8 protein-coding genes are annotated in these 8,525 nt (G+C 63.8%); 3 read left to right on the forward strand and 5 right to left on the reverse strand.

Translation table 11 applies throughout. The annotated features are described in order from the left end of the window. Nucleotide 1: 1 nt before the first annotated feature. Together paaK and paaI are read right to left on the reverse strand one after the other, a co-directional pair. Nucleotides 2-1,225 carry a phenylacetate--CoA ligase PaaK gene (gene paaK / locus VHB27_RS18005; RefSeq protein ID WP_325603059.1) on the reverse strand — a complete coding sequence of 408 codons (1,224 nt, stop codon included), beginning with the start codon at nucleotides 1,223-1,225 and terminating at the stop codon, nucleotides 2-4. A 105-nt stretch (nucleotides 1,226-1,330) separates the two neighbouring features. Then, nucleotides 1,331-1,765: a hydroxyphenylacetyl-CoA thioesterase PaaI gene (gene paaI / locus VHB27_RS18010; protein ID WP_325603043.1), complete on the reverse strand. Its 435-nt coding sequence runs from the start codon at nucleotides 1,763-1,765 to the stop codon at nucleotides 1,331-1,333. Between the two features lie 201 nt (nucleotides 1,766-1,966). Between paaI and VHB27_RS18015 the strand changes: the two genes are divergently transcribed. Next, nucleotides 1,967-2,557, forward strand: coding sequence for a cysteine dioxygenase (locus tag VHB27_RS18015; protein ID WP_325603045.1), 591 nt, complete (start codon nucleotides 1,967-1,969; stop codon nucleotides 2,555-2,557). A 4-nt stretch (nucleotides 2,558-2,561) separates the two neighbouring features. On the opposite strand, the gene VHB27_RS18020 is transcribed toward VHB27_RS18015, so the two are convergent. Next, the gene (locus VHB27_RS18020) at nucleotides 2,562-3,350 is read right to left on the reverse strand and encodes an alpha/beta fold hydrolase (RefSeq protein WP_325603047.1); all 789 of its coding nucleotides are present in this window, start codon (nucleotides 3,348-3,350) and stop codon (nucleotides 2,562-2,564) included. A 12-nt stretch (nucleotides 3,351-3,362) separates the two neighbouring features. Beyond that, nucleotides 3,363-4,646, reverse strand: coding sequence for an LLM class flavin-dependent oxidoreductase (locus tag VHB27_RS18025; protein WP_325603049.1), 1,284 nt, complete (start codon nucleotides 4,644-4,646; stop codon nucleotides 3,363-3,365). Nucleotides 4,647-4,860: 214 nt separating this feature from the next. Here VHB27_RS18025 and VHB27_RS18030 point away from each other — a divergent pair, with 214 nt between their 5' ends. Then, nucleotides 4,861-5,988, forward strand: a complete 1,128-nt coding sequence (locus tag VHB27_RS18030; RefSeq protein ID WP_325603053.1) for an acyl-CoA dehydrogenase family protein — start codon at nucleotides 4,861-4,863, stop codon at nucleotides 5,986-5,988. Nucleotides 5,989-6,050: 62 nt separating this feature from the next. Here VHB27_RS18030 and VHB27_RS18035 read toward each other — a convergent pair whose 3' ends face one another. Beyond that, nucleotides 6,051-6,782, reverse strand: a complete 732-nt coding sequence (locus tag VHB27_RS18035) for an SDR family NAD(P)-dependent oxidoreductase (protein ID WP_325603055.1) — start codon at nucleotides 6,780-6,782, stop codon at nucleotides 6,051-6,053. A 136-nt stretch (nucleotides 6,783-6,918) separates the two neighbouring features. Between VHB27_RS18035 and VHB27_RS18040 the strand changes: the two genes are divergently transcribed. Continuing rightward, nucleotides 6,919-8,175 (forward strand): amino acid ABC transporter substrate-binding protein, encoded by a 1,257-nt coding sequence (locus tag VHB27_RS18040; RefSeq protein WP_325603057.1) that lies wholly within the window; start codon nucleotides 6,919-6,921, stop codon nucleotides 8,173-8,175. Nucleotides 8,176-8,525 lie beyond the last annotated feature (350 nt).

Here is an 8,525-nt window from a genome sequence, read left to right on the forward strand (position 1 = left end):
CTCAGTCCTTCGGCCGGTTGTCGATGACCCGCCGAGCCTTGCCCTCGGATCGGGGGAGGGTGGCGGGGGTGTGGATCTCGATCATGGCCGTCACGCCCACTAGGCTCTTGATGTGATGCGCCAACTCGGCCGAGGATCCCGAACGGGCGCTGGCGTCGGCTGCGTGGTCTGCTGCCTCGACATGGACGGTCATTGCGTCCATGGGGCCCGCGCGCGTCAGCTCTATGTGAAAATGCGGGGCCAGGCCATGGCATTTCAGGATCAGTTCCTCGATCTGAGTCGGGAAGACGTTGACGCCGCGCAGGATGATCATGTCATCGGACCGGCCGGTGATCTTGCCCATGCGCCGCATGCTGCGCGCCGTCCCTGGCATCAGCCGTGTCAGGTCGCGCGTGCGGTAGCGGATCATCGGCAGACCTTCCTTGGTCAGTGTGGTGATGACCAGTTCGCCCAGTTCGCCGTCGGGCAGCACTTCGCCGGTGTCCGGGTCGATGATCTCGGGATAGAAATGGTCCTCCCAGATATGCAGCCCGTCTTTCGTCTCGACGCATTCGTTGGCGACGCCGGGGCCCATGACCTCGGACAGGCCATAGATGTCAACGGCGTGCATGTCGAAGGCGTCTTCGATCTGCCGCCGCATCGCCTCGGTCCAGGGTTCGGCACCGAAAATGCCGACCTCCAGCGAACTGGCGCGCGGATCGAGGCCTTGGCGGCGGAACTCGTCCAGGATCGACAGCATATAGGACGGCGTCACCATGATGATGCACGGCTTGAAGTCATGGATCAGCGTCACCTGCCGCCCGGTCATGCCGCCTGAAACCGGCACGACGGTGCAGCCGAGTTTCTCGGCACCGTAATGCGCCCCCAGGCCGCCGGTGAACAGCCCATAGCCGTATGCGACATGGACAAGATCGCCGCGCCGCCCGCCGGACGCGCGGATCGATCGTGCCACAAGCTGCGCCCAGGTATCGATGTCGTTTTGTGTGTAACCGACGACCGTCGGCTTGCCCGTGGTGCCCGAAGATGCGTGCAATCGCACCAGGTCCTCCCGCGGCACCGCGAACATGCCGAACGGATAGGTATCGCGGAGGTCCGACTTCGTCGTGAACGGGAACGACCGGATGTCGTCCAGGCTGCGCAGGTCGTCGGGATGCAGCCCCAGTCTGTCGAAGCGCTGTCGGTAGAACAGCGAGTTGTCATAAGCGTGCCGCAGCGTCCATTGCATGCGGGTCAGTTGCAGGGCCGCGATCTCGTCGCGGGACGCGGTTTCGATCGGTTCCAACTCCTCCGGCTCGGGCGCCAGGTTCTTCACGTTTGTCCTCCCCGTTCGTCAGGCGCTTTCCGGCAGATGCATGCCTTTCATCGAACGCGAATGGCCGCGGAATTCCGCGATCTGCTCGCCGGCCTGGTTGGTAACCGAGACGTCGTAGATGCCGCCCCGACCCCGGCGCGAGACCTCGCGCGCCGTGGCGGTCAGGCGGTCGTTTTCATAGACAGGTGCGACGAAGGTGATGGTGGCGTGCTGCGCGACGGCGCGCTGGTTGTAACTGTTGCACGCAAAGGCGAAGGCGGAGTCGGCAAGCGTGAAGATGAAGCCGCCATGGCAAATGCGGTGGCCGTTCGTCATAAAGCCGGTGACTGTCATCGAGAGCACGGCATGGCCCGGCCCGATCCGGTCTATCGTCATGCCCAGATGGCGCGTTGCGGCGTCCTCGGCCAACATGGCGTCCGCGCAGGCTCTGGCGATGGCACTGGGATCGTTCATGCGGACCTGCGCTCCCGTTCCCCGCGGTCTATGTACCGACGGTTCCATAGACCGACCGGACAGTCAATGATTCAGCGCGCCGGCGCTGGAAGCCCTTGACGTACGGCCAGGTTTCGGAGGCTAATAGAAGGACGACATCCAAAGTCTCTGATTCAAAGAAAATAAATACCCCCACCTGCGGCTCGGGAGAAGGAAATGGGCATGAACCTCAACAGGCTCCGCGCGTTCGTCGTCTCCATGACGCGTGTGGCGGATGCGGCGTCTTCCGAACCCGAGATGATGGCGGCGGCCCGTCCGCTACTGGCCGATCTGGTCGCACAGGACGACTGGCTGCCGGAAGCGGCGGCCCTGCCGGATCCCGAACGGTACCGGCAATATCTGCTGCATTGCGACCCGGCTGAGCGGTTCTGCCTTGTCAGCTTCGTCTGGGGCCCGGGGCAGAAGACGCCCATACACGACCATCTGGTCTGGGGCCTGATCGGCATGCTACGGGGCGCCGAGGTCTCCATTCCCTATACCCGCACCACCGCGGGCGCGTTGATCCAGGATGGCGAGCCGGAGGTGCTGAAGCCCGGCGACATCGGCGCCGTCTCCCCCTGGGGCGGGGATATTCATCAGGTGGCGAACCTGCTGGACGACCAGCCGTCGATCAGCATCCATCTCTACGGCGGCAATATCGGCGCGGTGCGGCGTCACACGTTTGGGACGGACGGCGCGGAGAAGACCTTCATCTCCGGCTATTCCTGCGAGACGGTCCCGAATCTGTGGGACCGCTCGCGGGAGCTTGCCTGATCGCTCAACCGTGGCCGAGAAACGCCGTGATGGCCTCCGCCGCGGCGGCAGGCTGATCGAGTTCGGCCAGATGCCCGGCGCCGGCGATCGTCCGGACCGTCGTCGGGCCGGCGATGCCGCCGGCGAAGGTCTCGGCATAGGCGCGCGGCATGATGCGGTCCTGATCGCCCCATAGCAGCAAGGTCGGCGCCTTGATCAGCGGCAGCCGCTTCTCGATCCGCGTGTTGCCGAGAGGCCAGAAGATGCGAGCGGCGGCCTCGTTCGCGCGTACTTGCTCGATCGGCCATTCGATCGAGTTGGCGCCGTCGGGCGCCGCCTTCATCGTCGTCCAGGCGTCGGGGTTGGCGCACATCAGGCCGGGGACGTCGCTGCTGCGCTGGGCCCAGGGATCGGTCGGCGGGTTCTTGTCGTCGAACAGGCCGAATGGGGCGATGACCGCCAGCCTGCGGACGCTGGCGGGCCACAGTGCCGCGGCCTCCAGCGCCAGGGAAGCGCCGACGGAGCTGCCGGCGAGGTCGGCGCCGTCCAAGCCCGACTTGTCCAGGATTTCCCGCACCGCCATCAGCCAGTCCAGATGCGTGTCCAGCACCGTGTGTCCGCGATCGCCGCCGGGGAAACCGGGCAGGGACGGGACGATCACCGTGCGTGTCCGCGCCAGTTCATCCAGGAACGGCACCCAGCGCGGCAGGCCGCCGAAGCCGGCGAACCAGCCGAGTTTCGGGCCGCTTCCTGCACGCCAGACTCGCGTGGCAAAGCCGCCGACGTCGATGGTCAGCGTTTCCGGTTCTGTCACGGGTGATGTTCCTTATTCGGCGGCGAGTTTCGGCAGGAAGGCGGGGACCTCGGCGCGCTGTTCGGCCGCCATCGGCTTCGGCCACCAATGGTCGGTCCAGCCGGCATGGACGTCGCGCAGCTTGGGCAGCACCTTCTCGGCGAACAGCTTGGTGTTGTAGCGGGTCAGATCCTTGCGCATGTTGCCATATTGCAGCAGCAGCATCAGATGGCCGACATTCAGGTTCGTCGCGACTTCCCGCAACTGCTCGACCACGTCATCCGGCGAGCCGATGATGACGTAGCCGTTGTCGACGATGCCCTGCATCTCCCTGGCCGTTGACGCGAAACGCTCCCCTGTGGATTTGCCGCGCACGTTGGAATCGGCTGCTTTCTTGACTTGGCTTTCCAGCCCGGCGCGTTGGCTGCCTTCGCTGGTGTAGCCGGGCGGCGTGGCCCAGCGTGGATCGACATGCAGGCAGCGGCCATAGAAATATTCCGCGGCCTCGGCATAGAGTTCGAAGGCGTGGTCGCGGGATTCGCCGACGCCGACGAACTGCAGGAACCCGGCCTGGTACGGGTTGCGGTCCTTGCCCAGCCTGTCCATTTCGGCCCAGTAACCGTCCATCGTGGCCTTGCCGGCCTTGTAGCCGTAATAGGACAGGTAGCAGTAGACGTAGTTCATCTCGGCGCACCAGCGCCAGGTCTCGACGCTGCCGCCACCGGGAACCCAGACGGGCGGATGCGGCGTCTGCACCGGGCGCGGCCAGATATTGATATAGCGCTGCTGGTTGAAGCGGCCGTTGAAGGCGAACGTCTCCTTCTCGGTCCAGGCGCGCATCACCAGGTCATGCGCCTCCAGATAACGCTGGCGGAGCTGGCTCGGGTTCGTTCCATAAGCGTAGCATGTGTCCATCGGCGTGCCGACCGGGAAGCCCGCGATCAAGCGACCGCCCGAGATGCAATCGATCATCGCGAATTCTTCCGCCACGCGCGTCGGCGGGTTGTACAGCGCCAGCGAGTTGCCCATGACACAGATCGCGGTATCCCCCTGCGTCCGGCGAGCCAGCGACGAGGCGATCAGGTTCGGGCTGGGCATCAGTCCGTAGCCATTGGAATGATGCTCGTTCACGCAGACGGCGTCGAAGCCGCAATCGGCGGCGTATTCCAGCTCATCCATGAAGTCGTTGTACATGAGATGAGCGCGCTTCGGATCGAACAGCGAGGAGTGGATGTCCACCCAGACCGACGGGTTGGCGTCGCGGAAATCGGCCGGCAGTTCCGTGTAGGGCATCAGGTGGAACCACATCAACTTCATGGACTATGCTCCGGCTCAAAGAGATTGCCTACTGACCAGTATTGCTTGCGCCTGATCGGTACGTCAATTTCGAAGAACCCGTGAGGTAGAGGAACGCTCCATGAACGACGTGGCTGGGCGCGCCAGTGATGCCGTATCGGACCCGCAAGGGGGTCTGCCCGGCAATGTACCCCGGGATTGGTCCGGACCAGCCTGCCTCGCACGCGCTAGAGCCTTGATTCCATTGCTGCGGAAGGCAGCGGACCGGATCGACGCTGCGAACGAGCTGCCGGGCGACGTGCTGGACGCAATGTTCGAGGCGCGGATGTTCAAACTGCTGTTGCCCCGGTCGCTGGGTGGCGCGGAGCTGATGCCGGTCGAGTATGTGCAATGCGTGGAGGCGATCGCGGAGGGGGACGCCTCGGCGGCCTGGTGCATGAATCAGGGATCGGGATGCTCGATGGCTGCCGCCTATGTCGACCCGGCAGTGGCGTGGGAGGTCTGGGGCGGTCCACGCGACGTGCTGGCCTGGGGGCAGGGGCCCGGGGCGAAGACGATCCGCGCGCCCGGCGGCTGGACGGTGCATGGCTCCTGGACCTTCGCCAGCGGTTCCCGGCACGCCACCTGGCTCGGGGCGATGTGTCCGAGCTTCGAGGCGGATGGGACGGCGTGCGTGCGGCCGGATGGCAAGCCGTGGGAGCGGACGCCGCTGTTCCGTCGCGACAAGGCCAAGATCGACGATGTCTGGGGCGTGCTGGGACTGCGGGGGACCGGCAGCGATACCTATTCGGTCGATGGGCTGTTCGTGGATGAGGCACATACGGTAACGCGGGAATATCCGCCGGAGCGGCGGGAGGACGGGTTCCTCTACCGATTCCAGTCGATGCAGCTTTACGCCGGTGGGTTCAGTTCAGTGGCGCTGGGCGTCGCGCGGGCGATGCTGGACGCGTTCATCGCGCTGGCGAAGACGAAATCGCAGGCGTGGTCGAGCGAGAAGATGCGCGACAACCAAGCGATCCAGAACCTGATCGGCTATTGGGAGGCGGTCTGGAAGGCGGCGCGGGCCGGGCTGCATCAGTCGTTGCGTGCGGCATGGGACGATGTGGTGGCGACAGGGGAATTGTCTCTGGCGCAGAAGATCGAGATCAGGCAGGCGACGACCTATGCGATCCACGCCTCGCGCGATCTATGCCATGCGATCTTCCACGAGGCAGGATCGACGGCGATCTTCAACAACCAACCGTTCGAGCGCCGGCTACGCGACATCAACAGCGTGTCGCAGCAGACCCAGGGCCGGCGCACGCATTTCGAAACGATCGGGCTGTACCGGCTGGGTGGAGAGCCGGATATGAAGTGGCTGTAGGGAGCAACCCTCTTTCAGTCCCCTCATGGCCTGATCAATCCGGACCATGAGGGAGGAGGCGACTACAGCGTCGCCCCGCCGTCGATTGCGATTTCGGCACCGGTGACATAGCGGCTTTCATCCGAGACCAGGTACAGCACGAGGTCGGCCACTTCCTCGGCGGTTCCCATACGGCGCATCGGCACCTGCTCCAGCCGCTTCGCGTTCTGCTCCGGGGTCCGGACGTCCAGCATATGGGTATCGATCGGACCGGGATGGACCGAGTTCACGCGGATCCCTTTCGGCGCCAGATCGATGGCAGCGGCTTTCGTCATGCCTCGCAGTGCCCATTTCGTCGCGCTGTAGGCAATCGCGCCGGGTGACCCGCGCAGTCCGGCAACCGAGGAGATGTTGACGATCGAACCTCCGCCAGACCGTTCCATCAACGGAGCGACGAGTTTCATGCCCAGGAACGGACCAAGCTGGTTGATCCGCATGTGCTGCTCGAACAGGGCGGTGTCGGTGTCCAGGAGGCGGCGTGGCTGGTAGATGCCGGCGTTGTTGATCAGCCCATGCAGCCCGCCGAAGGACGATGCGGCGTCGATGGCCTTCTGCCAGTCCATTTCGTTTGTAACGTCATGCATCAGGAAGACAGCCGACTTCCCAAGTTCCTTGGCCAGAGCCTGGCCTTCCTGCTCCCGGATATCGGTGATGACGACCTTGGCGCCCTCGCGGACGAAAAGCCGAGCTTCGGCAGCGCCTTGGCCGCGGGCGGCACCGGTGATGAGGATGATCTTGTCTTGCAGGCGCGCCATGGCGTTCCTCCTTGTCTGTTTGTCGGCATTATTGTCCCTTCCGGCACAGCCGTCACCTCTCTGGCCTTTCCGGATGGGGCAGGTTACCGTTTCGCCGGACCGCCACACCAAGAACGGCGGCGAGGGAGGATAACAGATGGGCTTCGTGCGTTTGGCTGGCGCCGTTGCGCTGGCGTTCTGTCTTCTCTGCGCCGGTCCGGCTGCTCGGGCTGCCGATCCGATCACCATCGGCTTCGGCATGGCGCTGACCGGTAATATCGCGGCAAACGGACGCGCCGCATTGATCGCCATGAAGCTCTGGGAGGAGGACACCAACAAGGCCGGCGGCCTGCTCGGCCGGCCGGTGAAGCTGGTCTACTACGACGATCAGAGCACGCCGCCGAACGTGCCGGCGATTTATACGAAGCTGTTGGACGTTGATAAGGTGGATATCGTCGTATCCGGTTACGGCACCAACATGACTGTCCCGGCGATGCCGGTCGTGATGGCCCATAACCGGATGTTCATGACGTTGTTCGCACTGGGCATCAATGCCGAGTTCAACTATCCGCGCTTCTTCGGAATGATTCCGGCGGGGCCGGCGGCGGGCGCCAAGAAGGCCTTCTCCAAGGGGTTCTTCGATGTCGCGAAGGGCATGACGCCGCCTGCAAGGACCGTGGCGATCGTCAGCGCTGATGCCGAAGCGTCCCGGAACGCGGTCGAAGGCGCATTGGACAATATCAAGGAGGCCGGGCTGGAGATCGTTTACAATCGATCCTATCCGCCGGCCACGACGGATTATTCGCCGATCGTGCGCTCGGTGCAGGCGGCGCATGCGGATGTCCTGTACGTCGCGTCGTACCCGGCCGACACGGTGGGCATCGTCAACGCGCTGCATGAGGTCGGACTGAAAGCGCGGCTGGTGGGCGGCAGCATGGTCGGGCCGCAGACCACATCGATCAAGACTCAGCTTGGGCCGAAGCTGAATGGGCTGGTTGTATACAATTTCTGGCTGCCGACGCCGGCCACGATGTATCCTGGCATCGAGGATTTCCTGAAGCGCTACCAGGCGGAAGCGGTGAAGGAGGGGGTGGACCAGCTTGGCTATTACCTGCCGCCCTTCGCGTATGCGTATCTCCAGGTCGTAGGGGACGCGATCAAGGGGGCAGGGACGCTGGATCAAGACAGGCTGACCGCGTGGATCCACGCACACACGTTCCACACGATCGTGGGCGACGTGGCATTTGGTCCGGATGGGGATTGGATGCAGGCGAAAATCCTGACCGAACAGTTCCATGACGTGAAGGGGAACGACGTGGCGCAGTTCCGGGACGGTAAGGTGGAGACGCTGTTGGAGCCGGCGGCGCTGCAGTCGGGGAAGCTGGTCGAGCCTTATTCGAATATCTCGCACTGAGTTCATGCGGCTGATGCATGGCTCCAATGCATATCGAGGTTTCGTGAACTTGGGTGTTGTTTATGAGGTTTTTCAGTCAGTTATAGGATTTCGAAAAAAGTTTGGGGCGAGCGCGTAATCGCGTTGACACATCCAGTGGGGGGCGACTACAAGGCGCCTCCCACGACGGACCCCCGCGGTTCGGTCGCCGGGACGGGGAGAAATCCTCGGGTTCTTTGACAAGAGAATAGGCTAGGAAGGGATACGTTGGCGGCGCTCTGTTGCGATGCTGAGAGGCATTGTGGCTGAAGGTTTTTGGGCTGGGGTGTTTGGTATTGGGTGTTGGATCCTGATGCTGGATGTTTTGGTTG

Source organism: Rhodopila sp. (genome assembly GCF_035548235.1).
Lineage (GTDB): Bacteria > Pseudomonadota > Alphaproteobacteria > Acetobacterales > Acetobacteraceae > Rhodopila.